The sequence below is a fragment of the Streptomyces canus genome (genome assembly GCF_030815415.1).
Taxonomy (GTDB): domain Bacteria; phylum Actinomycetota; class Actinomycetes; order Streptomycetales; family Streptomycetaceae; genus Streptomyces; species Streptomyces canus_F.
In genome coordinates this window covers 1,833,215-1,858,502 of sequence record NZ_JAUSWW010000001.1, presented here as the reverse complement: position 1 = coordinate 1,858,502, position 25,288 = coordinate 1,833,215, and the positions used below count along the sequence as shown (strand labels likewise).

Genomic DNA, 25,288 nt, shown 5'->3' with positions numbered 1-25,288 from the left:
TGGCGCGACTACTGAGACTTGGCGTGTGGAAAGGGCAGCGCCGTGCGGCTGGCGGTGCCGAGCCTGTTCTCAGCGTGCTGGGCGTCGCTGTCGGACGGGTGCTGTAGAGGGAAGTGACCGGAGGAGTTGGAGGTAGCGGTCGGTCAGGGCCGGCCAGGCAAAGCGTTCGACCGCGCGCAGTCGGCCGGCTGTGCCCATGCGGTCGGCGAGGTCGCCGTCCTGGAGCAGGCGACGGCAGGCCGCAGCCAGCGCCTCCGCATCGCCCGGTGGAACGAGGAGTCCCGTAACACCCGGCGTGATGACGTGCGGGATGCCTCCCACATCGGAACCCACGACGGGTGTGCCGCAGGCCATCGCTTCGGCCAGCACCATGCCGAAGCCCTCCGCCTCCGTCAGCGATGGCAGTGCCAGCATGGCGGCGCTCTGCACTGCGGCGACTAGGGAGTCATCGGAAATCACGCCGGTGAATTCCACGTGGTCGGTGATTCCGAGCTGTTTGGCCAGCGCCACGTGGTCGGGGAGGGCATTCCCGCCCCCTACGAGTTTCAGCCGTACGTCCGGCATATCGGCCAGCGCCGCGAACGCCCTGAGCAGGACATCGATACCCTTATCCGACGCGGCGCGTTCCATGCGTCCGACATAGACGATGGTGCGTGGCCGCGTCGAAGCGGGCGGACCTGGGGTGAACCGTTCCACGTCGACACCTGGCGTGATCTGGAGGACGCCCGCATGGAAACGGGAGGCCAGTGAAACCGGTGACGTGGCGACGAGCGCACTGGCTCGCGCGAACACCCGGGGCAGGATGTGCCGCTCGTACCAGCCGACCAGAGGGTCGCGGAACCTGCGGCCGTTGATCATAGATCCGCAGTGGTAGGTCACGACGGTCGGGCGCCGCCCGGACACGGCGACCGCGATGTCTCCCAGGCCGGGGATGGGGAAATGGGTGTTGACGACGTCGACGTGCAGCCGGCGGAACCATCGGCGCAGCTGTAGCGGCCACAATGGGCTAACGGGCGTGTTCAACAGGCGAGCCCATGTCCCCAGCCGGATGACCGGCACGTCACCGTCGACCCCGACCGAGGTACGCCACCCAGCCATGTTCGCGGTGATGACGACGGCGCGCAGCGCGGGGTCGTCCGCGACCGCATGGGCCATACGGGCGGCATAGTTCTCGACGCCACCGATGTGCGGTGGGTAGTAGGAGGCGACGACGCCAACAGTGCGCACAGGGCGGTGGCTACGCTCTACGGCACGATTGAAGAGTTCGACTGTGCAGTTGGACTGGCGCTCCGGAGTGATCTTCATCCTGTCGTAACCTTTCTGAGGGCGGCGTAGAGGAACTCCCTGACGCCGTGGTGTGGCCCACGGTGCTGCCCGATGCTCCGGCGCGCCATGCCCGCCGAGCCGACTGTCGAGGGCAGCGCCGCGTGGACGGCAGTGCCGAGCCTGTTTCTCAGCGTGCTGTGCGACGCTGTTGACGTGATCGGTGGCGGACGGGTGTCGGAGGGGGGGGCAGTGACCGGAGGAGTTGGAGGTAGCGGTCGGTCAGGGTCGGCCAGGCGTAGCGTTCGACCGCGCGCAGTCGGCCGGCTGTGCCCATGCGGTCGGCGAGGTCGCCGTCCTGGAGCAGGCGACGGCAGGCCGCAGCCAGTGCTTCGGGGTCGTCAGGTGGGACGAGCAGCCCGTTGATGCCCGGGGTGACGATGTAGGGGATGCCTCCCGCATCGGAACCCACGATGGGTGTACCGCAGGCCATCGCTTCGATCAGCACAAGTGGGTGGCATTCCGCCTCTGTTCGTGAGGCTAGCGCGATCATCGCGGCGCTCTGCACGGCGGCGACGAGGGCATCCCCGGTGAGCGCACCGGTGAATTCCACACGGTCGGTGATGCCGAGTTGCTCGGCGAGTGCGACGTGGTCGGGGAGGGCATTCCCGCCGCCCACCAAGCGCAGTCGCGCGTCGGGCAGGTCGGACAGGACTGCGAACGCACGCAACAGGACGTCGATACCTTTCCATGACGACCCGCGATCCATGCGTCCGACGTAGAGGATGGTGCGTGGCCGTGTCGAGGGAGGCGGGCCCGGGGTGAACCGTTCCAGGTCGACACCTGGAGTGATCTGGATGGCGCCCGGATAACGGGAGGCCAGCGACACCGGTGCCACGGCGACGAGCGCACTGGCGCGCGCGAACACCCGGGGCAGGATGTACCGCTCATACCAGCCGGCCAGCGGGTCGTGGAACCTGTGGCCCTTGATCATAGATCCGGCGTGGTAGGTCATGACAGTCGGGCGCCGCCCGGAGAAGACGACCGCCAGATCCCCCAGCCCGGGCACCGGGCCGTGGGCGTTGACGATGTCGACCTGGAGTCGGCGGAACCATCGGCGCAGCTGTAGCGGCCACAATGGGCTTACCGGCGTGTTCGACAGGCGAGCCCATGTCCCCAGCCGGATGACCGGCACGTCACCGTCGGCCCCGACCGAGGTACGCCAACCCGTCGTGCTCGCGGTGATGACGACGGCGCGCAGCGCGGGGTCGTCCGCGATCGCGTGTGCGACGCGCGCAGCATAGTTCTCGGCGCCGCCGACGCGCGGCGGGTAGTTGGGCGCGACGACGGCAATAGTGTGCAGCGGGCCGCCGCTGCCGTCTGCGGCACGCTCGAAGACCTCGACAGTGCGGTCGGATGGATGTCCCAAGACGGTCTTCATCCTGTCGCAACCTCCCCGGAGTGGTGTTTGAGGGCGTCGAAGAGCTCCTCAATGCCGGACCATCCCGCCCGCTCCGCCGCGCCTGCTGAGTAGCCTGTCGAGGCTGACGCCAAGCGTGCCGTTGGCCGGCTGTGCTATGCGGTCGGCAAGGTCGCCGTCCTGCCTTCGTCACCGCGCTTGCGGTACTAGATCGGCAGTTCGGACGGCTCCCTCGGGGAAGTATGTAAGCTTACGTCGTATATATACATTGCAGGACAGGACCCTCACAGTCAAGAGCAGAGAGAGCCCTGTCCAGCGCGTCCAGCAGCGGGCGCGCTCACCACTTCGGCGAGGGCGGGCGGGCAGAGACGACATGCGCGATCGAGGAATGGCAGGTTTGGCTGTCGCGGACGCGCTGCGCCGTGGCGGTCGAGCCCCGTTGACCGTGCACTGATGTTGCACGCCGCCCGCTGCTGTGGGCGTCCGTGCCCATGGAAGCACCAAGCCTGCCTTTTGCACCCCGCGCGGGGCGCGCGCTCGGCAACTGGTCGGCGTTCAAGGAAGCAGTGACCGGAGGAGTTGGAGGTAGCGGTCGGTCAGGGTCGGCCAGGCGTAGCGTTCGACCGCGCGCAGTCGGCCGGCTGTGCCCATGCGGTCGGCGAGGTCGCCGTCCTGGAGCAGGCGACGGCAGGCCGCAGCCAGTGCTTCGGGGTCGTCAGGTGGGACGAGCAGCCCGTTGATGCCCGGGGTGACGATGTAGGGGATGCCTCCCGCATCGGAACCCACGATGGGTGTACCGCAGGCCATCGCTTCGATCAGCACAAGTGGGTGGCATTCCGCCTCTGTTCGTGAGGCTAGCGCGATCATCGCGGCGCTCTGCACGGCGGCGACGAGGGCATCCCCGGTGAGCGCACCGGTGAATTCCACACGGTCGGTGATGCCGAGTTGCTCGGCGAGTGCGACGTGGTCGGGGAGGGCATTCCCGCCGCCCACCAAGCGCAGTCGCGCGTCGGGCAGGTCGGACAGGACTGCGAACGCACGCAACAGGACGTCGATACCTTTCCATGACGACCCGCGATCCATGCGTCCGACGTAGAGGATGGTGCGTGGCCGTGTCGAGGGAGGCGGGCCCGGGGTGAACCGTTCCAGGTCGACACCTGGAGTGATCTGGATGGCGCCCGGATAACGGGAGGCCAGCGACACCGGTGCCTCGGCGACGAGCGCACTGGCGCGCGCGAACACTCGGGGCAGGATGTGCCGCTCGTACCAGCCGGCCCTTCGGTCACGGAACGTGTGGCCCTGGATCATAGATCCGCAGTGGTAGGTCATGACAGTCGGGCGCCGCCCGGAGACGGCGACCGCGATGTCCCCGAGGCCGGGGGCCGGGGCATGGGCGTTGACGACGTCGACCTGGAGCCGGCGGAACCATCGGCGCAGCTGTAGCGGCCACAACGGACTGACCGGCATGGTGTCCCGGCGTAGCCAGGTTCCGAGTCGAATGACTGGCACGTCACCGTCGGCCCCGACCGAGGTACGCCAACCCGTCGTGCTCGCGGTGATGACGACGGCGCGCAGCGCGGGGTCGTCCGCGATCGCGTGTGCGACGCGCGCAGCATAGTTCTCGGCGCCGCCGATGAACGGCGGGTAGTTGGGCGTGACGACGGCGACGGTGCGCCCCGGGCGGCTCCTTCTATCGACAGCACGGTCGAAGACCTCGACAGTGCGGTCGCACTGTTGCTCCCAGCGCACCTCCCGCACCGGGCTCGCGGTGAAGGATCCGAGATCAACACCTGGCGCGATTGTTGTGGCACGTCCCGCGAAGAGATCTTGCAGGTCGGCCGCGATGAAGTCCGAGGAGCACACGATCTCCTGTGCACGGCGCGCGGCTCTGGCCAGCACCGCGCGTTCGCACACGGTGCACGCTGCTTCGGGCAGTAGGCGGCCCTTGCGCAGGCGACCGATGTGGTAGGTCAACACGAACGGCAGGTCGCTGCACGCGCGCGCGGCGGCGTCGGCGAAGAGCGACATGGGCGCGTGGCCGTTGACGAGATCCACCTGCTCTTCGTCGATGATGCTGCGAAGCTTGCGCTGCCAGTACAGGCCGACCGGCGTGTCTGGCACCATCCAGGGCGCCGCGATGCGATACACCGGGATGCCGTCGGGGCCTTCGTACCTGCCGGGCTTCGTCCTGCGGGGCGCGGTCGTCGCGATGATGACGCGGTAGCCCTGCCGGGAGTGCAGTGTTCTTGAGAGATGCCACACATACCGCTCCGGACCACCGCGATCGGGAGAGAAGTACGCCGAGGCAAGCAGGACCGTACGCGTTCTCATGAGATGCCTCCTGATTGACCCGAACCGAGATGCTCGGGTCACGGCGAGTGGGTTCGACGACGGTCTCGGTGACCTTCCTGGTTTGAAACGAGTGGTTCTGCCGGGGCTGGAGCTGGGTGGCTGCGTAGGCTGGTCAGGGCCGCCGCCATGCCGTAGATGCCGGCCGCGAGGTTGCCGATGCACCAGGCCCAGCCGATCCAGACAAGTCCGTGGGACGCCCACATGGCGGCCAGGCCGATAGTCGCAGCGGCGAGGAGGATGTGGCTCAGCACGAGGTGTGTCAGGCGTCGGGCCAGCTTGAGCGCGTAGCTTGCCAAGCTGTTCAGCGCCGTGCTGAGGGCGCCGACCACCAAAACGACAAGCAGTGTCCGTGCGTGGGTTGCATAGCTGTCCCCGAATATCTGCAGCAGGAAGCCACTGGCTGCGGCGACAGCGACAGATGCAGGGAGTTGTACAACAGCCACGATGATTACCGAGCGTCGCAGGAGCTCGGCGAAGCGTGACTCCTCGTGGGAGACCTCGGCGAACACCGCCTCACCGACTTGGTGCGACAGCGTATTGAGCAGGCTCGCGATCTGGAACGCCACGTAGAAGTAGCCAACTGCGGCAGCACCTAGCTGCTGTAGCGTGATCAGCGGAATCGCCATGATCGGCGCGAGGGCGAGCGCCGTTGAGATGTAGCTTGCGGCGGAGAATCTGACCTGCTCGACCAAAGGGGTGCGGACCAGGCGGGCATCGAAGCGGAAGCCGAGTCTCCGTCGCATGAAGAACAGAGATGCGAGAAAGGCAGCCAAGTAGCCGCCTCCGGACGCCCCTACGATGCCGAACGAGCCGAGGCCCAGCAGGACAGGAGGCAGCACAAGTTTTGTCAGCCCTTGGATGCCGCCGTCAACCAGCATGTTGTATTTCGGTACGCGTTCGCCGATGAAGACGGCGAGTAGATGTCGCCCGCCGCGAAGGCCAGCAGCCCGGCGGCGACCACCAGCCAGGGCCATCGGTGCGCCGGCCGATTGACGTGGACACCGGTGAGAATGGCCGCGGCACCTCCCAGACTCATGAGGGCCCACATGGGCGTCCGCAAGCTGGGAATGGTCATGTAGAGAGCGGCGGCGCCCGCGGCCGGCATGACGTAGACAACCATCAGCCGGTGGGCCAGCAGCAATCGCAAGGCGAGCCTCCCCTGCTCGGAGGAGGCCGGGCGCGGACTACGCGTCGACCTGGGCCTTCTTCATCGATCGTAGGCAGGTGAGGCGCCGACTGCATCTCGGCACCGGTCGGTCAGCTCTCCTGCGCCCTCGGCCGCCGGGGAGATCCTGCGTAGCCGTGGGGATTGAGCCGCTGGAAGTGCCAGGCATCCCGGCACATGTCGTTGAGGTTCCGGAGGGGGCGCCAGCCCCAGGCGCGCGCCACGGCGGAGGCGTCGGCGACGAGTTCGGCCACGTCGCCGGGGCGGCGCGGCGCGACCTCGTACGGAACGGGTCTGCCGCACGCCCTGGAGAACGCGGCGACGACGTCGAGGACCGAACTGCCGTGGCCGAGGCCGAGGTTGTACACGTGCATACCCGGGGCGTCGGTGAGGTGGTCGAGCGCGACGCGGTGTGCCTCGACGGTGTCCAGGACGTGGATGTAGTCGCGGATCGCGGTCCCGTCGGGCGTGGGGTAGTCGCCCCCGTACACACGCAGCTGTTCCCGTCGGTCGACGGCCACTTGCGCCAGGTACGGCATCAGGTTCTCGGGCGTCCCCCGCGGGTCCTCGCCGAGCAGACCGCTGGGGTGGGCGCCGGCCGGGTTGAAGTACCGCAGGCACAGCACGGTGTATTCGGGACATCGGCGGCAGACGTCGGCGAGGATCTGTTCGCAGACCCACTTGGAGGCCGCGTACGGATTGGCGGGCCGGGCGGGGGTGGCTTCGTCGAGCGGTCCGTGTCCGGCGTCGCCGTAGATCGAGCAGGAGGAGGAGAACACGAGCTGGTGCACGCCGTGCTCGTGCATGGTCCGCATCAGGGCGGTCGTGCCGCCGACGTTGGTGTCGTAGTACTCGATGGGCATCCGTGTCGACTCGCCCACCGCCTTGTGCGCGGCAAAGTGCACGACGGCGTCCACGGGATGGCGGTCGAAAACGGCCGAGAGGGCATGCCGATCACGGATGTCCAGGTCGTAGACGGCACCGACGAAACGGCCGGCGATCCGTTCCACGCGGGCGAAGACCTGTGGTGTGCTGTTGGAGTAGTTGTCGACCACGATCAGCTCATAGCCGTGGTCCAGCAGTTCGACGCAGGCGTGACTGCCGATGAAGCCGGCTCCACCGGTGACCAGGACCGTTGACGGTGCACTCATGGGCGTGGCTCCTTTGTGCGCGCGGCGTCGGTCCGTGTTCACCACACCTCACCGGCCCAGGGCGGTGGCGTATCCCGGGCAGGAGGTGTGATGGCCACGACTGTCGGCAGCGATGACAGGAACCCGAGGGCGAGTGACAGCCGTGCCGTCGGCGGAGCGGACGAAGTAGTGGAAGGTCATCAGACCGAGGAGCGGGACGACGGGCATTCGTTCGAGGCGGCGCGCCGGCGGATCGAGCAGCATGGCGATGAGGCCCCGGGAGCTGGGTGCAGCGGCACAGGCCCCTGCGGAGGCGCTCGACGGGCGGATCAACTCGGCCAGGCAGATCGGGGCGGGGGTGTGATCGCAGTCGGGGCGGGGGCGCGGGTGCGAAGGGCGTCGGGCGGACGGTGCGGACCGGGTACGGGCGTCCGCAGACGGGGTTGCCGTCGGCGACCGCGAGGCGTCGCCGTCCGAGATTTGCGCAAGCTGGCGTTTTGCCCTGGGAAGATCTGCCGAAACCAGCTCACCGCGCGTCATAGCAGGCCCTCCTGATCGCGAGTGAGCTGCGCCGTATGTTTACGGTGTATATACGACCTTCCACCTATTGCTCCCCAGCGTCAAGGGTCGTAGGCGGGAAGACGCCACCGGAGAGGGTGCGGAGGGGTCATGTCAACCCGGTCGGGCCCTCAAAGTGGTCGACCATCCGTCCGTGTCGTGTCTCCTGCGCGCAGGAACGCCTTCGTCGCAGAACTTCTCGGCGCTGCGTCGACGCGTTCGCGACCGCCCCGCACCACGCGCACCATGCCGTAGAGCTGGGCGATTAGATGCGATATGTGCTTGATCTTGCTTTATGTGGTCTTTAGTGTTCGCCGGGAGGGAATCGCTGCGAGGTCCGAGTCCCGTGCCACCGTCCGGAAGCGAGGTGTGAAGCGCGTGCATGCGAGGTGCGGCTGTCGGCTCCCTTCGGGTCAGAAGGGACGCCTCAGAGGGACGCGATGGCTGCGGGCGTTCGCAGTAATGCCGTTGCTGGTGTCTCTGCTCGCCGCTTGTGGCAGTGACGAGGGCTCCGGTCGGCCCACCCTGAACTGGTACAACTTCCCCGACGACTCCGGTGCGCTCCAGAAGGCGGCCGACCGGTGCAGCCGGGCGTCGGGCGGCCGCTACCGGATCAGCTACAACAAGCTCCCGCGTGCCGCGGACGGCCAGCGTCAGCAGCTCGTCCGCAGACTCGCCGCCGAGGACGACTCGCTCGACATCCTGGGCCTGGACGTCACCTGGGCCGCGGAGTTCGCCGAAGCACGCTGGATCCGGGAATGGACGGGGGCGGCGAAGCGACAGGCCACCGAGGGCACCCTGCGCGTACCGCTGCAGACCTCGACCTGGAAGGGCAAGCTGTACGCCGTCCCGTACAACACCAACACCCAGCTCCTGTGGTACCGCAAGGATTTGGTGCCCACCCCACCGAGGACCTGGGCCGAGATGCTGGACATGGCCGGCGCCCTCGCCCGGCAGGGCAAACCGCACTTCGTGGAGATCCAGGGCGCCCAGTACGAGGGCCTGACCGTCTGGTTCAACACGCTGATCAACAGTGCGGGCGGCTCCATCCTCAACCGGAGCGCGACCGAGCCCTCCCTCGGTGCTCCTGCCGTGCGAGCCGCCGGGATCATGCGTGATCTGGCGAGGTCCCCCGCCGCGGACCCCTCCCTGCCCAACCAGATGGAGGACCAGAACCGCCTCGCGATGGAGTCGGGGACGGCGGCGTTCGAGCTCAACTACCCGTTCGTCTATCCGTCGATGAAGGCGAACAACCCCGCACTGTTCAAGAACTTCCGCTGGGCCCCGTACCCCCGGGTCGACGCGAACCGCCCCGCACGACCCACCATCGGCGGCATCGACCTGGCGGTGAGCGCCTACTCGCGCCACCCCGACCTGGCCTTCGAAGCGGCGCTGTGCCTGCGCAACCGGGAGAACCAGCTCACCGCCGCGCTCGAGGGCGGTCTGCCGCCCACCCTGCGCGCCCTGTACGACGAGCCCGCGTTCATGAAGGAGTACCCCTTCTCCAAGGACGTGCTGGCCGCCCTGGAGTCGGCGAGCGTGCGCCCGATCACCCCGGTCTACCAGAACGTGTCGATCGCGGTCTCCCACACGCTGTCTCCGCCGTCCGGGATCAAACCGGAGAGCTCCGTCAACACCATCAGGGAGCAGATCGACGATGCCCTGCGATCCGAGGGTGTGATCCCATGAACCACCTCCTCCCGCACCACTTGGTCAGCCGGCGCCGCGGCGCGCGGGCCTCGTTCCCGGACGGCCCGAGATGAGTACGCGGGCGCAACCGGCCGGAACCCCGCCACCCCCTGAGGCGGAGAAGGAGCAGGCGGGGCCGGGCCGGGCGGCGCTCTCGGCGGGCGCCAGGCAGGAGCGGCGGCTCGGCTGGCTGCTCTGCGCGCCCGCTGTCGTCGTCATGATCACCGTGACCGCCTACCCCATCGGGTACGCCGTCTATCTGTCCCTCCAGCGGTACGACCTGCGTTTTCCCGGACAGGCGGAGTTCGTGGGCCTGAGCAACTACGGGGCAGTGCTGTCCTCCCCGTTCTGGTGGGACGCCTTCTGGGTCACGCTGTTCATCACCGCCGTGTCCGTGACGATCGAACTGGTCCTCGGCATGGGGCTCGCCCTGGTGATGCACCGCACGATCTTCTGGCGCGGCGTCGTCCGCACGTCCGTCCTCATTCCGTACGGGATCGTCACCGTGGTCGCCGCCTTCTCCTGGCAGTACGCCTGGACCCCGGAACTCGGGTACCTCGCCGAGCTGTTGCCCGACGGGGAGGCCCCACTGACCGAGCAGTGGCCCGCCCTCTGGCTGATCATCCTCGCCGAGGTGTGGAAGACGACGCCGTTCATGGCCCTGCTGCTGCTCGCGGGCCTCGCGCTGGTCCCTGAGGAGACCATGAAGGCAGCCATGGTGGACGGTGCCACCGCCTGGCAGCGCTTCACCAAGATCATGCTGCCTCTGATGAAACCGGCCGTCCTGGTGGCCCTGCTCTTCCGCACACTGGACGCGTTCCGGATCTTCGACAACATCTACATCCTGACCGCGGGCGCCCAGGGGACCGGCTCCCTGTCGATCCTCGGGTACGACAACCTGTTCACCTCGCTGAACCTGGGCATCGGGTCGGCGATCTCGGTCCTGATCTTCCTCTGCGTCGGGATCATCGCCTTCACCTTCGTCAAACTGTTCGGCACCGCAGCACCCGGCGCGGAGGTGAAGCGCTGATGGCCGAGGTCGGGAAGTCGCATGCCGCCCGCTGGGGTGTCATCAACGTGGTGGTGGTGCTGTACGCCTTGTTCCCCGTCTGGTGGATCGCCGCGCTGTCGTTCAAGGACCCCGCCACCCTGACGGACGGCAACTACATCCCCACGGACTGGACCTGGGAGAACTACCGGGGCATCTTCGAGACCGCCGAGTTCACCCGGGCCCTGATCAACTCGATCGGTATCGCCCTTATCGCCACGGTGATCGCGGTGGCGCTCGGCACCATGGCCGCCTATGCGGTGGCCAGGCTCCGCTTCCCCGGCAAGCGGGTGCTCATCGGCATGTCACTGCTGATCGCCATGTTCCCGCCGATCTCCCTGGTGTCACCGCTGTTCAACATCGAGCGGATCATCGGGATCTTCGACACCTGGGTCGGGCTGATCATCCCGTACATGACCTTCTCCCTGCCGCTCGCGATCTATACCCTGTCGGCTTTCTTCCGGGAGATCCCCTGGGATCTGGAGAAGGCCGCCAAGGTCGACGGGGCGACGCCTGCGCAGGCCTTCCGGATGGTCATCGTGCCGCTGGCCGCGCCGGGCGTGTTCACCACGGCCATCCTCGTGTTCATCTTCTGCTGGAACGACTTCCTGTTCGCGATCTCGCTGACGTCCACCGAGTCCGCGCGCACGGTGCCCGCCGCGATCGCGTTCTTCACCGGGAGCTCCCAGTTCCAGCAGCCCACAGGGTCGATCGCCGCCGCCGCTGTGGTCATCACCATCCCGATCATCGTTTTCGTCCTGTTCTTCCAGCGACGGATCGTCGCCGGACTGACCTCCGGGGCAGTCAAGGGGTGAACGGGCCTACCGTGGCAGACAGGCCCCGGTCCGAGACACCGACCGCAGAACTCGGACCCGGAAGGCATGAAGGCAAGGAGACACCACCATGGCCGAGATCATCCTCGAGGGAGTAACCAAGCGCTTTCCCGACGGGGCCCTCGCCGTGAAGGACGTGGACCTCGAGATCGCCGACGGGGAGTTCGTGATCCTGGTCGGGCCGTCGGGATGCGGCAAGTCCACCACCCTGAACATGATCGCAGGACTCGAGGACATCACCGAGGGCACCCTGCGCATCGGAGACCAAGTCGTCAACGACCTCGCTCCCAAGGAACGCGACGTCGCCATGGTGTTCCAGAGCTATGCCCTGTACCCGCACATGAACGTCCGGGAGAACATGGGTTTCCCGCTGCGCCTGGCCAAGGTGGACAAGGCCACCATCGACGCCAAGGTGACGGAGGCCGCCCGGATCCTCGACCTGACCGACCACTTGGACCGCAAGCCCGCCAACCTCTCGGGCGGTCAGCGCCAGCGGGTGGCCATGGGGCGGGCGATCGTCCGTGATCCCAAGGCGTTTCTGATGGACGAGCCGTTGTCCAACCTGGACGCCAAACTCCGGGTGCAGATGCGCACCCAGATCTCCCGGCTGCAGCGGCGCCTCGGCACGACCACCGTGTACGTCACCCACGACCAGACCGAGGCGATGACGCTCGGCGACCGGGTCGTGGTCATGAGGCAGGGCCTGGTCCAGCAGATCGGCACCCCCGCCGAGCTGTACGACCTGCCGCGCAACATCTTCGTCGCGGGCTTCATCGGCTCCCCGGCGATGAACTTCGTGAACGCCACCCTGGAAGAGGGTGCCCTGCGCTCGTCCCTGGGCGACCTGACCCTCGACGACCGTACGAGGCAGGCGCTGGAACGCCAGAACGCGCCCCGCGAGGTCATCGTCGGGCTACGACCGGAGGCGTTCGAGGACGTCGCCCTGTCGCAAGACCGGGACCGGACGGGTCCGGTCTTCACCGCCACCGTGGAGGTACTGGAGTCGCTGGGCTCCGATGTGTTCGTCTACTTCACCGCGGAGGGCGGGCCCGCGACGACCACCGAACTGGAGGAGCTGGCCAAGGACTCGGGCCTGCGCGACACGGGTGCCGACACCCAGCACGTCGTGGCCCGTCTGGACGCCGCCACGCGTGCCCGCGAGGGCGAACCCGTAGAGCTGCAGGTCGACATGGCCAAGGCTCACGTGTTCGACCCGGCGACCGGAGCGAACCTTACGCATCCAGAGAGGGCGGACTGACGATGCACATCACAGGGCGCGATCCGCATTCCCGTACCCGGTGACTCAAGCGACGCGACTCAGTGAAGGGTCTTCACAGGCGAGAGCCTGGTGGGCCCTTTTTCGTTGCATCGCTTGATCGCGTTGTCAGTGCCCCCTGCCATCATCCCGCCATGCTCTACGACTCCTTGGTGGCCGAGGCCCGCAGGAACGACCCGTTCGACGACGTGCGGGCGGGCGCGCTCGCCCGTGCGCGGTGGCTCGTCGATCTTCTGGAACGGCAGCGAGCCGAATTCGGATCGGTGGTGCACGGTCCGGGCCCGCACGAACAGTACGAGGCGCGGCTCGCGGTGACCCGGGCCGAGATCGACGCGGGCCTCGCCGCCTGCGGGGACGAGGAGGGCCGGGCCGCGGTCCTGAGCCTGATGCTCGCCGCGAGCTTTGGCGACACGCTGTGGCAGTACGAATCCGAAATCGGCTCCCTGGTCTCACGGGTGCGCGGGTGGACGCCCGCCGAGGTCGCAGTGATGCTGCTGCGCTCCGCCGAGTACGACATGGGCTTCTGGTTCGCCGACGCGCTCGGGTCCGCCCTGACCGCCGCGGAGGAGCTCGACGCCGAGAACCTCCGCACGCTCGTGCCCTGGCTGCGGTGGGCGCACACGGAGCTCCTGGACACGGAGATCGGATCGGGAGCCGCCTCCCTCGCCCGTCGTCTCCGCGCCCTGCTCGCGATCGTGGACGGCGCGGAGATCCCCGACGGCCTCATCCCCGAACAGGCGCCCTGGGCCGCTCCGCTCCGCGCTCGGGCGGTCGCCGCCCCCAGTGCCGAACTGGCCGGACTCATACGTCACTTGACCGACCTGACGGCGCCGCGTCCCACACAGCGCTGGCGCCGGAGGTGTCTGGCGGCCGTCGAAGCGGCCTCGGCGCGGGACCTCGTCGCCGAGACACTGAGGGCACTGGCGAAGGGCGAGCCGCTGTGCAGCAGGGAGCGCGGACGGCAGACCGCCTGGGAGTACGGCGACCACCACTACCACTACCTCGTCCACCAGAACGACGGCGACCTCGCGCGCGGCACGGTCTGGGCCGCCGCCCTGACCGCCGGCCCGGCCGCGGTGCCCTGTCTCGACGCCCTGGCGCTGCGCACCGGCGCCGCCCGGCCGACCGGCGTTGTCGAGGACCTCAAGCTCGCGGGCGCCGCGATCAACGCGCTGGCCGAGATCGACGACCCGGCCGCCCTGGAGTCCCTGTGGCGGCTCCGGTCCCGGATCAGGCACCGGGGTCTGCGCAAGCAGCTCGACACCGCACTCACGGCGGCAGCCGGGCGGCAGGGCATCACCCCGGAGCAGCTCGTCGAGCGCAGCGTGCCCGATCACGGTCTGGCAGCGGACGGCTCGCTGGAACGCGAGGTGGGCGGCCACCGGGTCCGGGTGGAGATCGAGGACGCGACGACCGTACGGATCGGCTTCACCGCCCCCGACGGGCGGACGTCCCGCACGGCGCCCGCCGGGCTGAAGGACGGGTTCCCCGAGGCGCTCAAGGAGCTGAAGGACCTGGTCAGGGAGGTGCGCGGCACACTGGCGGGGGAGCGGGGCCGGCTCGAGGCGCTGATGTCGGCGGCTCGGGAATGGCCGTACGACGCATGGTGTCGCCACTACCGCGACCACCCGGTCACCGGTGTGCTCGTGCGGGGTCTGATCTGGGAGTTCCAGGGCGCTGACGGGGAGTGGCACGCCGTGGCACCGGCCGCTCGACCGGACGGGCGGCCTGAGCGGGTGCGGCTGTGGCACCCCATCCGGGCGTCGGTGGACGAGATCGGGGCGTGGCGGGAGCGGATCGTCGGCGAGCGGCTGCGGCAGCCGTTCAAGCAGGCCTTCCGGGAGCTCTATCTGCTCACTCCGGCCGAGGAGGAGACCGGCGTCTACTCCAACCGGTTCGCCGCCCACATCGTCCACTACCGGCAGCTCTACGCGCTGTTCAAGGAGCGCGGCTGGCAGAGCAACTTCCTGGGCCACTACGACGGCGGGCGGTACGGGGAGGCCCGGGCCGAGTTCGCCGACGGCCGGTGGCGGGTCTGCTTCCACCACGAACCCGCGGACGACGGGGGCCACGACATCGAGCGCGCCGCCACCGACCAGGTGCGCTTCGAACGAAGAGACGGCCGGCGCTGGCGCGAGACTCCGCTGGCCGACGTGGAGCCGCTGGTGTTCAGCGAGGCGATGCGCGACATCGATCTGTTCGTGGGCGTCACCTCGATCGCGGCGGACCCCGAGTGGAGCGACCGGGGCGAGAGCCGTCACGCCGCTTACTGGCGCAGAGCCGGCTTCGGCGACCTGACGGCGAGCGCCGAGGTCCGCCGCGAGGCACTGGAACGGATCCTGCCGCGCCTGAAGATCGCCGACCGGTGTGCGATTGCCGGCCGCTGGCTGAGCGTGCGCGGCGATCTGCGGACGTACCGGATCCACCTCGGCTCGGCGAACATCCTGATGGAGCCGGACGACTCCTATCTGTGCATCGTCCCGGCGCGCCGCGGGGCCGAGGGCAAGGTGTTCCTGCCGTTCGAGGACGACCGGCTGTCGCTGATCCTGAGCAAGGCGCAGCTTCTCGCCGCCGACACGAAGATCAGCGACGAGACGATCCTGCGGCAGATCAGGAGGGGCGGCTGAGGACCGCTACGGGCGGGCCTTCCGACGCCGTACCACCAGCACGGCACCGGTTCCGGCGGCGACGGCCGCGGCCGCCGCGCCCGCGAGGGGCAGCGTCGAGGAGGAGCCGGTGCTCGCCAGGTCGCCGTCGAGGGTGGAGGAGCCGCCCGTGGTGGAACCGCCGGTGGCCGACGTGGAGCCGCCACCGTCGGTGGGGTCAGCGCTCGGTGTGGCCGTGGAGCCCCCGCCGCCCGTGGACCCGCCCCCGTTCGCGGTGCCGCCTCCGCTCGTCGAACCGCCGCCGCTGCCGGCGACGTCGAGGAGGATGGCGGCGGTGTCGTTCGCCGTGTTCTCGTCGAACGGCCTGGGCTCACCGGCCAGCTTCACCGAGCCCTCGGCTCCGGCCACCGCCTTGTCGATCCGCAGCTTGAAGGTGTAGGTCTGACCGTCGCCCGGGTCGACCCAGGCCTGGCTGGTGCCGCACTCGTAGGTACGGGCCGCGGTCTTGTCGCAGAATCCGTGGGCCTTGGTCACGGTCGTCCCGGCGGGCATCTTGACGACGACCTTGGTCGCCCCGGTGCCGGACTCCCTGCGCACCCACGCGGGTCCGGCGTTGGTGAACTTCACCTCGAAGGACAGGGTTTCGCCGACCTTGCCCTTCAACTTCGCACCGGACACCTGGAAGTCGGCCGTGTTGACCGCGTTCACCGGCACATCGGCGGCGTCCCAGCCCTCGTGCTCGCCGGAGCCCGGGGCGGCCGGAGTGGCGTCGGGCTGCTCGACGAGCTTCACGGCGGGCCCGGTCCCGGGCACCGGCCCCTCGTCGACGCCCTCCGTGGGCGCGGGGTCGTCCGCGGAGACGACGGCACGGAGTTCATCGGTGTAGGCCTTGCCGAGGGCCTTGAACTCCTGTGACCTCTCGGGCGCGTAGACGATCCCGGGTTCCACGGTCTGGTCGAACTCGCAGACCGCGTACGAGTAGCTGGGCGCCTCGTCGAAGGAACCGACCTCGTAGCGGGCGCAGTTGGAGGGCAGCTCGGTGTGGCTCAGCCCCTGGGTGAGGGAGTACGACAGCCAGACCTTGCCGAGCGCCTCGGTGCCCGTGTTCGTGAAGGAGACCGGAACGTCGAAGGCACTGCCCGGCTTCAGCCCTGTCACGGGCGCGATCTCGCCCAGCACCAGCTCGGGCGTCGGGTCGTCGGCGACGGCGGGCGTGGCGCCCAGTGCCAGCAGCGCGACGGCGCCGAGCGCACCGGTGGTCTGTCGGAGCGTACGAGAGCCGGGAACGGCCTGGAACATGCGGGTCCCTTTGTATGAATCGGCGGTGGCGGTCGGTCGAACCGCGGGGAACGCGAGTTCCCGGGAGTGAGACGTCAGCGCTCGCCGAATGGTTGTACTCCTCAGGGATCCGTGAGGTCTCAGTAAGCTCAGGGCACCCGACCGCACCGGAATCCACAGCTGGAGTACCACCATGCCCCGATCGGAAGCCCGAGTCGCCACCGACCGCCCCCACCGCTACGCCAAACAGCTCGCCTCCCATCTGGGCCGCCGCAGCGAGACGAGCTGGGACGAGGGTTCGGGGGAGGGCGGCATCGTGTTCCAGAACGGCACCGGCACGCTCACCGCGACCGAGGGTGCCCTGCTGCTCGCGGTGGAGACGGATGCCGAGCACCTCGCCGTCCTGGAGGACGTGGTGGGACGGCATCTCGTCCGGTTCGGCACCAAGGACGAGCTGGTCGTCGAGTGGCGGCGGGACACGGGCGAGCCGGGCACGACCCAGCGCAACGCCGAATAGGGCCGGCCGGTCAGACCGCGCAGCCCAGGTGTGCCAGCGCCTGCTTCAGCAGCACGCCGTGCCCGCCGGGCATCTCGCTCTGCACCGCCTCCGACACGGCGTCCTGGGGGCTGAACCAGACCAGGTCGAGGGCGTCCTGGCGGGGGCGGCAGTCACCGGTCACCGGGACGACGTAGGCCAGCGACACCGCGTGCTGACGGGGGTCGTGGTAGGGCGTGATGCCCTGCGTCGGGAAGTACTCGGCCACCGTGAAGGGCTGCGGGGCCGCCGGGATGCGGGGCAGCGCCACCGGGCCGAGGTCCTTCTCCAGGTTCCGCATGAGGGCGTCGCGGACGCGCTCGTGGTGCAGAACACGGCCGGAGACCAGCGTCCGGCTGACCGTCCCGCCGGAACCCATGCGCAGCAGCAGGCCGACGCTGGTCAATTCGCCGCTGTCGTCGACGCGTACGGGCACGGCCTCGACGTACAGGATCGGCATACGGGCGCGCGCCTGCTCGAGGTCGTCCGTAGTCAGCCAGCCGGGCGTGGTTTCGGTCATGTCAGACATTGCTTGATCATACTTTCAGGAGGAGCCGGAAAGACGGTAGACCTGATGGGCATTGTGTGCTCCCGCCCACTCTGCGAGCCGCAGCGCGTCGGACAGGCTCAGCTCGTCGTCGTCCACCCGGTCCTGGAGCAGCTCGCCCAGGCCCTTGCGGAAGGACAGCGCGCCGAGCGCGTAGAACTCGGACAGACCGTACGCGTCGGAGCTGTACAGCAGTTTGCGGAACGGTGTGATCTCCAACGCCTCCTCCAGTACCGCCCGTGCCCGTGCCGGACCGACGTGGTGCAAGGTCAGGCCCACGTCGAGGTACACCTGCTCGAAGACCGCCGCCAGATAGCCGGCCTGCCGCTGATACGGCCAGCAGTGCAGCAGCAGTACCGGGATCGTACCGGCGGTCAGATGCAGCCAGTCCGTGAGGTGCGTGGGATCCACCCGGTGCAGCCGGATGTCGTTGTCGCCGAACCCCGTGTGCAGCTGGAGCGGAAGGCCCAGGTCGACCGCCGTCCAGAGCAGGTTCCGGACGAGGACCGGGTCCTCCAGCCGGCCGCCCGCCGCGAGCCGGTGCCGCGCCGCCCGCTCGACCTCCGCCGCCGACGGACGCGCCGGATCCAGATCGAAGCCGGTCCGGTAGGCCGCCACGGACTTCACCGCCACCACGCCCGGCCGCCCCACCGCCTGCCGCGCGGCCGAGTGGAAAGCCCGCGCGTATGCGTCGGGCTCCACGCCCCCGGCCGCCATCGCCTCCTCGACGCTCTCCAGCCGGACGACCTCGTACACGTCGTCCGCGGCGAGCTCGGCCGGACCGAAACCGGTGTCCACGCAGTACGTGCCGGTGCCGGCGGCGGCCAGGAAGCGCCGGTTCACCTCCCGCCAGCCCAGCTCCGTCCGCCGCGCCAGGTACTCCCGCGGCGGGGCGTGCCGGTCCAGGCCGAGCAGCGGTGCGCAGTGGCGGCGTACGGCCACACCCACCGGGGTGTCGAAGGGCGAGCCGCCCGGCCAGCGGTCGCCCTCGGTCAGCAGCGACTCGAAGCCGGGCCGGTCCAGGTCGGCGGTCACGACACCGTGGCAGTGGTGGTCGACCAGACTCAGGGCGGCGAGCGCCTCGTGGACCGCGCCCATGTCAGTACTTCCAGCGGTACGCCGCCGCGACCTGCTCGTCGTCCAGCCCGGCCACGGCCGCGATCTCGCCTTCCCGTACGGCGATCACGGCGTCGGCGAGCACCGTGCCCAGGGCGCCGCGCAGCGTCTTGTCCCCGCGGAACGCCACCACCGCCTCCGCCAGCGACGCGGGCAGCCGGCGTACGCCGCGGGCCGTCGCGGTGCCGGCTTCGAGGCGGGCCGGGTCGCCGGTGATCTCCTCGGGGAGCGGCGTGGACGACGTGATGCCGTCCAGGCCCGCGGCGATCACACTCCCCAGCGCCAGATACGGGTTGGCGGCCAGGTCGACCGGCTTGACCTCCAGGTTGGCCGCCTGGTCGCGCAGGCCGAGGGTGCCCGTGACGACGCGCAGCGCCGCCTCGCGGGTCTCGCGGCCCCAGGCGGTGAACACCCCTGCCCACTGGGAGGGTTTGAGGCGCAGATAGCTGGCCGGACTGGGGGCGGTGACGGCCGTGAGGGCCGGGAGGTGGGCCAGTACCCCGGCCGCGAAGGACTCCGCCTGTGCCGTCATGCCGTAGCGGCCGTCGCCGCCCGCGTGGAGGTTCGTGCCGTCGCGCCAGGCGGAGAGATGGAGATGGCCGCCGTTGCCGACGCCCTGGGCGAGGACCGCCGGGGCGAACGAGACCACGAACCCGTGGCGCGCGGCCACCGCGCGGATCGTCTGCCGCACCAGCACGCTCCGGTCGGCCGCCGCCACCGGGTCCAGGGCGCCCACCGAGACCTCGAACTGCCCGGCCGCGTACTCGGGATGGAGCTGTTCGACGTCGACGCCCTGTGCCGCGAACGCGGCCAGCAGATCGGCCGTGTAGTCACTGACCTCGACCTGGCGGATCGCGCCGTAGGCCGGACCCGACAGGGCCGGGACGAAGTCCCCCTCGGCCGACGGGCCTTGGCCGATCGCCCACTCGACCTCGACGGCCGCCTTGAAGGTGATCCCGTGCCGCTGCTCCGCGTCCGCGACGAGCCGGCGCAGGAAGGTGCGGGTGCAGCCCGGGTGCCGCTCGCCCTCCTGGGTGACGCGATCGACCGGCGCCCAGGCCCAGCCGGGCTGCCCGGCCAGGACCACGAGCCGGTCGAGGTCGGGGTAGAGGCGCAGGTCGCCGTCCGGGGAGCCGAGGACGTCGGTGCTGACGATGGAGTCGTTCGCCAGGAAGGTGTCGAAGACCGGCGACATACCGACGCCCCAGGCCGCGGCCGAGGCCAGCCTGGCCGTCGGGACCGTCTTCACCCGGCCGACGCCCGCGGTGTCGACGTAGGACAGCACGACGCCGTGCACGCCCCTCTCGGCCAGTTCGTCGCTCAGGGCGGTGGCACGGTCGACGTCACCGGGACGTCCGCCGGGGACCGGGTCGGCGGGGTCGGAAAGGGGTGTCATACGTCCTCCACGACGGGCTGGGCCAGCGTGTCAGGGTTTCACGGCCACCGCGCCGAACTGCGGTACCACGTGCGGGGAGTCGGTCTCGGCGCGCCACTGCGAGCACGACACCAGACCCGGCTCCAGGAAGTCCAGTCCCTCGAAGAACGCGGCGATGTCGGTGCCGCTGCGGGCGGTGATCGGCGGGGTGGCGTTCTCGTTCCAGAACTTCATGGCCGGGATCTGGCCCGCGCCGCCGAGGGCGTCGTCGAAAGTGGGGTGGGTGAGCACCAGACAGCTGCCGGAGGGGACTTCGGCCAGCACCCGGCGGACGATGTCCCGCGCCTTGTCGTAGTCGAGCACGAAGTTGAGGATGCCCAGCATCATCACCGCGACGGGCTCGGTGAAGTCCAGGGTGTGCGCGGCGCGTTCGAGGATCGCCTCCGGCTCGTGGACGTCGGCGTCGATGTAGGCGGTGACGCCCTCGCCGGTGCTGGTGAGCAGGGTGTGGGCGTGCGCGAGGACGACGGGGTCGTTGTCGACGTAGACGATCCGCGCGTCCGGGGCGATGCGCTGGGCGATCTCGTGGGTGTTGTCCACCGTCGGCAGGCCGGTGCCGATGTCCAGGAACTGGCGTACCCCGCGCTCGGCGGCCAAGTGGCGCACGGCCCGGCCGAGGAAGTCGCGGTCGGCGCGGGCGATGGACCGGATGACCGGGAACATCCCGGCGACCTGCTCGCCGACCCGCTGGTCGACCTCGTAGTTGTCCTTGCCGCCGATCCAGTAGTTCCACACGCGCGCGTTGTGCGCGACACCGGTGTTCAGCCTCGACGGCAGGTCCGGGGTGTCACTCACGTCTCGTCCTCTCCTCGCTCCGACGACCGCGGCGCCGCAGCCCGTCGTCGCCATTGTGCCGCCGGATGATCAAGCTGTCCCGGGATCGGCTCAAGTGGGCGGTGCGGAAGAGGGGTTGTCCTAGCTCAGTACGTCGTCGAGGCGCTTGGTGCCCGCGCTCACCGCGTCCTTGACGGTGTCGTCCTCGACGCCGTCCAGACCACCGGCCGTCACTGTGATCGCGTCCGTGCCGACGCGTACGGCGGCGACGTCCAGGGTGAGAGTGGCCGGGTTGCCGCCGGACGTGCCCTGGACCGTCACCCGCAGCCCCTCTCGTGCGTCGCCCTCCTCGGGCAGCGAGGTCTCGGTGACCTGCACGGTGCGCCGGTCGCCCGCGGAGTCGATCGCGACGAACTGGTCGCACTTGGTCGGCAGGGACTTCAGCCAGGCCAGGGAGGCGTCGAGGCCCGGCTGCCGGTAGGCGCCCACCTGGTAGAGCAGCCGGGAGTCCTCCTCCTCGAAGCCGGTGAGCGCGGAGGCGCCGGACGGCTTGCCGAGCAACTCCTCGCTGTAGAGGCCGTCGAGGAGCTTCTGGCAGTCGGCGGCGTCCGCCTTGGCGGTGAGGAAGTCGGCCACGTCGACCTTGCCGATGAGCAGGCTGTCGCGCCAGGTCGCGGCGTCCTCGACCCGCGTCCAGTCGTCCTCGAGGTCGGTCTCGGTGATGAGGGCCCGGCGGGCCCCGGCCTCGGTGAGGCGGGCCGGAGCGGAGGCGGTCGGGGAGTCGGCGGCCAGGGGGGAGGCGCCGATTACCGAGGCGCCGGCGTCCTTGTCGTCGTCCGAGCAGGCCGCACAGGTCAGCAGCACGGTCGCTGCCAGGGCCGGGGCGAGGAAGCGGGCGGGTCGGGACGGACAACGGGTCATCGCGGATGCCTCCTGGGGGCGCGGGGGTGCCCTCAGCGCATCACCGGCCCGCGCGGCTCACCAGCTCAGTCGGACCGTTCGGGTGAGCGGTGGGGGAGATGGAGGCGGTGCTTGTGGCGGGTGCGGGGTTCCGGCTCCGCGTGCCGGGTGTGTTCGGCGTGCCCGGCCTCCAGGACGTTCACCCTGCGGCCGCCGCACTCGGAGCAGACCGCGTCGGCGAGGGGCGACCTGATGGCCCTGCCCGCCTCGTCGACGTACTCCTGCGTGGTCAGGCCCGAGGCGTCCAGCGGGTCGGTGAAGAACATGACCTGGAAGGTGGCCTCCCAGGAGTGGCCGCAGTCTCCGCAGGCGAACGCGAAGGTCTCCGGCACCGATCGGGGCTCCGGCGCCATGGCTCCTCCGTCGCGTGGGGTGCGTCGGCCCCAGCAGATGACGGCGTGCGGCGCACGGCAACTCGAACGAGCCGCCCGGCATGCCCGCCCGCGCACCGCCGCCGACACTGACTCCAAGCGCCCGCACCCGAAGGAGTGGCCATGCTGCCCGGATACCTGACCAGGGCCGTCGAGTTGCTGCTGGCCCGGGAGGGGCGCTCGCTCCATCTGAAGGCGGCGGGCGGTGCCACGGCCGTTCTCGCGGTGGTGATGCTGCTCGGTTCGTGGGCGGCGGTGGCCGCCGAGGACGGGGCGCGGGGCGCCAATCTGACGTCGTACCCGAAGGCGCTGTGGTGGTCGATCGAGACGGCGACGACCGTCGGATACGGCGACTTCTACCCGGTGACGCCGTGGGGCCGGGTCGTCGGCACGGTGGTGATGGTCGTCGGCATCACCACGTACGGCATGGTCACCGCGGCCCTGGCCACCTGGTTCGTCGGCCGGGAACAGAAGCGCCGCCACCGGCTGGGCCACGAGGCGGTCCAGGCGCTGCACGAGCGGTTCGACCGGCTGGAGCAGCTGGTGGCAGAGAAGGGTGAACGACACTGATCGCTACCGGTCAGTACCCCGGCACTTGACGCCTGTCACGCCTCGGGTAGGGTCCCGTGCGGTCTGTCATGGCCGGGGTGCCGAAGGGGGCGACAGCACGATGGAGTTCCATGTGGTCGACGAGGTGGAGTCCACGTCGGACGGGGCACGGCTGGAGGACCTGGCTCCCGAACCCCTGCTGACGCGGGACTACGAGACGCGCCCCGCGCTCGTCTACGAGCGGTTGCGTGAGCGCCACGGTCCCGTCGCGCCGGTCGACCTGCTGGGCGTGCCCGCCTGGCTCGTGCTCGGCTACCGCGAGTCGCTCCAGGTGCTCCAGGACGACGCGGGCTGGCCGAAGGGTCTGGAGAACTGGCGGGCCCGCACCGAGGGGCGGGTGCCCGCCGACTGGCCGCTCGGCCCCTCCCTCGAGGTCAACCACGTACTGATCCAGGGCGGCCCCGGCTACCCCCGGCTCCGTGGCGCCTGGGACACCGCCCTGCGGCCCTTCCAGGACCCGCGCCATCCGCAGGCCAAGCGGCTCAAGGCCGCCGTCACGGGTTACGCCGACGAGCTGATCGGCCTGCTCGCGCAGGGCGGCCGTACGGGGAACGCCGACCTGTCGGCGCAGTTCTCCCGCCCGCTGCCGCTGATGGCGGCGAGCCACCTTCTCGGCTTCCCCGGCTCGCAGGGCGACGACGCCCTGATGGACATGTGGCGGGTGCTGGACGCCGGCCCGGACGCCGAACCCGCCCTGGCGCGACTGCTGGTGACGCTCTCGGAGCTGGCCGCCGCGAAGCGGGAGAAGCCCGGCGACGACTTCCCCTCCCATCTGCTCGCCGCCCACCCGGACCTCACGGTCGACGAACTGGCCCGCGAACTGTTCATGCTGCTCGGCATGACCTCCGACCACGTCGGCATCCTCATCTCCAACACCGTCGTCGAGGTGATCTCCGGCGAGGGCGACGGCGGGGTGCGCCAGACGCTGTCCGCCGGCATGGTCCGGGAGACCATGAACCGGGTGGTCATGCGCAAGCCGCCGCTGGTCAACTTCGTGCCGAGGTTCGCGGCCGCGGACACCCCGCTCGGCGACTACACCATCCACGCCGGCGACCCCGTGTGGGTCTCCTCCGCCGCCGCGCACGCCGACCCCCTGTTCGCCGGGCAGATGACACCGGGCTCCTCCAGCATCAGCAGCCGGGCGCATCTGGCGTGGGGTGCGGGCCCCCGTCAGTGCCCGGCCCGGGAGCTGGCGTCGACGATCGCGGCGGCCGGGGTGAGCCGCATCGTCGAACGGTTCGGTCATCTGGAGCTCGCCCTGCCGGTGGACCAACTGCCCTGGCGTTCCTCGCCGTTCATGCGGGGGCTGCGATCCCTGCCGGTGCGCTACGAGCTGTCCGGCACGTTCGTGCCGCGGCCCGTACCGGCCGAGGCGCCCGCCGACGGCGTACCGGAGGCACAGGACCCGGCCGTCAAGCGGCGGTCGTCGCTGTGGCGGTATCTGACGGGGCTCATCCGGTCGGGAGACTAGTGCCGCGGCAGGCAACGTTTGCCCCGTCGCGACGCCCGGCACGCTCCCCCACGCCCTCAAGGCAGTGGGGGAGCGTGCATGGCGTCGCGGGGCAGGCGGGAATGTGACGACAGGGCCTAGGCACCGGGCGTGACCTGTCCGTGCTGCCAGGCCCACGCGGCGATCTCCACGCGGTTCCGTGCCCGCAGTTTCAGCTGCACGCTGGACAGGTGCGTCTTGACCGTGGACAGGGAGACGTACAGCTCGGCGGCGATCTCGGCGTTGGTGCGGCCGAGGGCGACCAGCCGGACCACGTCGAGTTCGCGGTCCGTCAGCGGCTCGGTCACGGGTGCGGGGCGGGTGGGGGCGGCCGGCTGCGGGGCGTCCGTCACATGCTTCAGCAGGCGGACGGTGACCGAGGGGGAGACCAGCGAGTCGCCGGCCGCGGCGGCCCGGACCGCCTCCGCGAGGAGCGCGGGACCGGAGTCCTTGAGGAGGAAGCCGCAGGCGCCGCCGCGCAGCGCGCCGTACACGTACTCGTCGAGGTCGAAGGTGGTCACCACGACCACCCGCAGCGGGTCGGCGACGTCCGGCCCGGCCAGCAGCCGGGTGGCCGCCAGACCGTCCAGCTTCGGCATCCGGATGTCCAGCAGACACACGTCCGGACGCAGTTCACGGGCCAGCGCCACCGCCTCCTCACCGTCGGCGGCCTCGGCGACGACGGTCATGTCGGGCTGCGCGTTCAGGAAGAAACGGAAGCCGGTGCGGACCATGTCCTGGTCGTCGGCGATGAGCACCCGGATGGGGCTGCCGGGGGCGCCGGCCGGGCTGGGAGCGGTCATGGCTCGATCATGCCTCACGGATACGGGTGGC

At 69.9% G+C, this 25,288-nt stretch carries 23 protein-coding genes; 8 read left to right on the top strand and 15 right to left on the bottom strand.

Features of this window, described 5'->3' with window-relative positions; genetic code table 11:
- Window positions 1-69: 69 nt before the first annotated feature.
- The 7 genes from QF037_RS08755 to QF037_RS08725 all read right to left on the bottom strand — a co-directional run bounded on the left by QF037_RS08755 (window position 70) and on the right by QF037_RS08725 (window position 7,594).
- Window positions 70-1,305: a glycosyltransferase family 4 protein gene (locus QF037_RS08755; protein WP_307023503.1), complete on the bottom strand. Its 1,236-nt coding sequence runs from the start codon at window positions 1,303-1,305 to the stop codon at window positions 70-72.
- Between the two features lie 148 nt (window positions 1,306-1,453).
- Complete coding sequence (locus QF037_RS08750) at window positions 1,454-2,704, bottom strand: glycosyltransferase family 4 protein (RefSeq protein ID WP_307023502.1); 1,251 nt, start codon at window positions 2,702-2,704, stop codon at window positions 1,454-1,456.
- Between the two features lie 534 nt (window positions 2,705-3,238).
- On the bottom strand, window positions 3,239-5,014 hold the full coding sequence (locus QF037_RS08745; RefSeq protein WP_307023501.1) for a glycosyltransferase: 1,776 nt from the start codon (window positions 5,012-5,014) through the stop codon (window positions 3,239-3,241).
- A gap of 38 nt (window positions 5,015-5,052) precedes the next feature.
- Window positions 5,053-5,913 carry a lipopolysaccharide biosynthesis protein gene (locus QF037_RS08740; protein ID WP_307023500.1) on the bottom strand — a complete coding sequence of 287 codons (861 nt, stop codon included), beginning with the start codon at window positions 5,911-5,913 and terminating at the stop codon, window positions 5,053-5,055.
- Entirely contained in the window at window positions 5,883-6,182 is a 300-nt protein-coding gene (locus QF037_RS08735) for a hypothetical protein (RefSeq protein ID WP_307023499.1), read from the bottom strand. The genes QF037_RS08740 and QF037_RS08735 overlap by 31 nt, the downstream gene beginning before the upstream one ends.
- 110 nt (window positions 6,183-6,292) lie before the next feature.
- Window positions 6,293-7,351, bottom strand: coding sequence for a UDP-glucose 4-epimerase GalE (galE, locus tag QF037_RS08730; RefSeq protein WP_307023498.1), 1,059 nt, complete (start codon window positions 7,349-7,351; stop codon window positions 6,293-6,295).
- A 48-nt stretch (window positions 7,352-7,399) separates the two neighbouring features.
- The gene (locus tag QF037_RS08725; protein WP_307023497.1) at window positions 7,400-7,594 is read right to left on the bottom strand and encodes a hypothetical protein; all 195 of its coding nucleotides are present in this window, start codon (window positions 7,592-7,594) and stop codon (window positions 7,400-7,402) included.
- 756 nt (window positions 7,595-8,350) lie between these two features.
- Between QF037_RS08725 and QF037_RS08720 the strand changes: the two genes are divergently transcribed.
- The 5 genes from QF037_RS08720 to QF037_RS08700 all read left to right on the top strand — a co-directional run bounded on the left by QF037_RS08720 (window position 8,351) and on the right by QF037_RS08700 (window position 15,361).
- Complete coding sequence (locus QF037_RS08720; protein ID WP_307023496.1) at window positions 8,351-9,577, top strand: ABC transporter substrate-binding protein; 1,227 nt, start codon at window positions 8,351-8,353, stop codon at window positions 9,575-9,577.
- A 70-nt stretch (window positions 9,578-9,647) separates the two neighbouring features.
- Entirely contained in the window at window positions 9,648-10,607 is a 960-nt protein-coding gene (locus tag QF037_RS08715) for a carbohydrate ABC transporter permease (RefSeq protein ID WP_307023495.1), read from the top strand.
- The gene (locus QF037_RS08710) at window positions 10,607-11,440 is read left to right on the top strand and encodes a carbohydrate ABC transporter permease (protein WP_307023494.1); all 834 of its coding nucleotides are present in this window, start codon (window positions 10,607-10,609) and stop codon (window positions 11,438-11,440) included. Before QF037_RS08715 ends, QF037_RS08710 begins: the two co-directional genes overlap by 1 nt.
- A gap of 88 nt (window positions 11,441-11,528) precedes the next feature.
- Window positions 11,529-12,716: an ABC transporter ATP-binding protein gene (locus QF037_RS08705; protein WP_307023493.1), complete on the top strand. Its 1,188-nt coding sequence runs from the start codon at window positions 11,529-11,531 to the stop codon at window positions 12,714-12,716.
- Between the two features lie 152 nt (window positions 12,717-12,868).
- Window positions 12,869-15,361 (top strand): DUF4132 domain-containing protein, encoded by a 2,493-nt coding sequence (locus QF037_RS08700; RefSeq protein ID WP_307023492.1) that lies wholly within the window; start codon window positions 12,869-12,871, stop codon window positions 15,359-15,361.
- Between the two features lie 6 nt (window positions 15,362-15,367).
- On the opposite strand, the gene QF037_RS08695 is transcribed toward QF037_RS08700, so the two are convergent.
- Window positions 15,368-16,639, bottom strand: coding sequence for an LPXTG cell wall anchor domain-containing protein (locus QF037_RS08695; RefSeq protein ID WP_307023491.1), 1,272 nt, complete (start codon window positions 16,637-16,639; stop codon window positions 15,368-15,370).
- Between the two features lie 172 nt (window positions 16,640-16,811).
- On the opposite strand from QF037_RS08695, the gene QF037_RS08690 reads away from it, so the two are divergent.
- A complete protein-coding gene (locus tag QF037_RS08690) occupies window positions 16,812-17,135 on the top strand; it encodes a DUF2218 domain-containing protein (protein WP_307023490.1) in 324 nt (107 codons plus the stop codon).
- A 10-nt stretch (window positions 17,136-17,145) separates the two neighbouring features.
- On the opposite strand, the gene QF037_RS08685 is transcribed toward QF037_RS08690, so the two are convergent.
- From QF037_RS08685 to QF037_RS08660, 6 genes are all read right to left on the bottom strand, one after another.
- Window positions 17,146-17,682 carry an NUDIX hydrolase family protein gene (locus QF037_RS08685; RefSeq protein WP_307023489.1) on the bottom strand — a complete coding sequence of 179 codons (537 nt, stop codon included), beginning with the start codon at window positions 17,680-17,682 and terminating at the stop codon, window positions 17,146-17,148.
- 15 nt (window positions 17,683-17,697) lie between these two features.
- Window positions 17,698-18,798: an amidohydrolase family protein gene (locus QF037_RS08680; protein ID WP_307023488.1), complete on the bottom strand. Its 1,101-nt coding sequence runs from the start codon at window positions 18,796-18,798 to the stop codon at window positions 17,698-17,700.
- A gap of 1 nt (window position 18,799) precedes the next feature.
- Entirely contained in the window at window positions 18,800-20,212 is a 1,413-nt protein-coding gene (locus tag QF037_RS08675; RefSeq protein WP_307023487.1) for a glutamine synthetase family protein, read from the bottom strand.
- A 30-nt stretch (window positions 20,213-20,242) separates the two neighbouring features.
- Entirely contained in the window at window positions 20,243-21,100 is an 858-nt protein-coding gene (locus tag QF037_RS08670) for an SAM-dependent methyltransferase (RefSeq protein WP_307023486.1), read from the bottom strand.
- A 66-nt stretch (window positions 21,101-21,166) separates the two neighbouring features.
- On the bottom strand, window positions 21,167-21,946 hold the full coding sequence (locus QF037_RS08665; RefSeq protein ID WP_307023485.1) for a hypothetical protein: 780 nt from the start codon (window positions 21,944-21,946) through the stop codon (window positions 21,167-21,169).
- Between the two features lie 65 nt (window positions 21,947-22,011).
- Window positions 22,012-22,338, bottom strand: a complete 327-nt coding sequence (locus QF037_RS08660) for a hypothetical protein (protein ID WP_307023484.1) — start codon at window positions 22,336-22,338, stop codon at window positions 22,012-22,014.
- A gap of 141 nt (window positions 22,339-22,479) precedes the next feature.
- On the opposite strand from QF037_RS08660, the gene QF037_RS08655 reads away from it, so the two are divergent.
- Window positions 22,480-22,926, top strand: coding sequence for a potassium channel family protein (locus QF037_RS08655; RefSeq protein ID WP_307023483.1), 447 nt, complete (start codon window positions 22,480-22,482; stop codon window positions 22,924-22,926).
- A gap of 100 nt (window positions 22,927-23,026) precedes the next feature.
- On the top strand, window positions 23,027-24,436 hold the full coding sequence (locus QF037_RS08650; protein WP_307023482.1) for a cytochrome P450: 1,410 nt from the start codon (window positions 23,027-23,029) through the stop codon (window positions 24,434-24,436).
- 116 nt (window positions 24,437-24,552) lie between these two features.
- Here the strand turns inward: QF037_RS08650 and QF037_RS08645 are convergent, their stop codons facing one another.
- Window positions 24,553-25,257: a response regulator gene (locus QF037_RS08645; protein ID WP_307023481.1), complete on the bottom strand. Its 705-nt coding sequence runs from the start codon at window positions 25,255-25,257 to the stop codon at window positions 24,553-24,555.
- Window positions 25,258-25,288: the final 31 nt, after the last annotated feature.